Here is an 870-nt window from a genome sequence, read left to right on the forward strand (position 1 = left end):
CTGACGCGGCCCTTCGGGTCCACGGTGAACGATGCGCCGGCCAAGAGAGGGAGCATCGGATCCGACCACAAAAGTGGGTCCACGTTTGGGTCCGATGCTCTAGCGCGCCGAATCTCCGGGGCAATCCTGTGAAATGGCGCCGGGCCCACGCCGATAGTGGGATTTTGACCTCCGCACGGCTGTGCTAAGCGGGAAGGAACTTTCCCCCGGCATCCAGGGATTTGCGATGAAAGACATGCTTGAACGGCTTGAGGAGCGGCGTGCACAGGCTCGCCTGGGCGGCGGCGCAAAGCGCATCGAGGCGCAGCACGGCCGGGGCAAGCTGACCGCCCGCGAGCGCATCGAGCTGTTGCTCGACAAGGGCTCCTTCGAGGAGTTCGACATGTTCGTCGAGCATCGCTCCACGGATTTCGGCATGGAGAACGTGAAGATCCCGGGCGACGGCGTCGTGACCGGCTGGGGAACCGTGAACGGCCGTACCGTCTTCGTCTTCGCCAAGGATTTCACCGTCTTCGGTGGGTCTCTCTCGGAGGCCCATGCCCAGAAGATCATCAAGATTCAGGATATGGGGCTCAAGATGCGCGCGCCCATCGTGGGCCTGTTCGACGCGGGCGGCGCCCGCATCCAGGAAGGCGTGGCGGCCCTCGGCGGCTACGGCGAGGTGTTCAAGCGCAACGTGATCGCCTCGGGGGTCATTCCCCAGATCTCGGTCATCATGGGGCCCTGCGCGGGCGGTGACGTTTATTCGCCCGCCATGACCGACTTCATTTTCATGGTGCGCGACCGCTCCTACATGTTCGTCACGGGCCCCGACGTGGTGAAGACCGTCACCAACGAGACCGTGACCTCGGAGGAGCTCGGCGGCGCCAA

At 64.3% G+C, this 870-nt stretch carries 1 protein-coding gene; it reads left to right on the forward strand.

The annotated features are described in order from the left end of the window. Window positions 1-226: 226 nt before the first annotated feature. Window positions 227-870 (forward strand): carboxyl transferase domain-containing protein (locus tag KBI52_RS01215; RefSeq protein WP_305797861.1); only part of this gene is annotated, 644 nt, incomplete at its 3' end.

The organism is Microvirga sp. HBU67558 (assembly GCF_018069605.1).
GTDB lineage: Bacteria > Pseudomonadota > Alphaproteobacteria > Rhizobiales > Beijerinckiaceae > Microvirga > Microvirga terrae.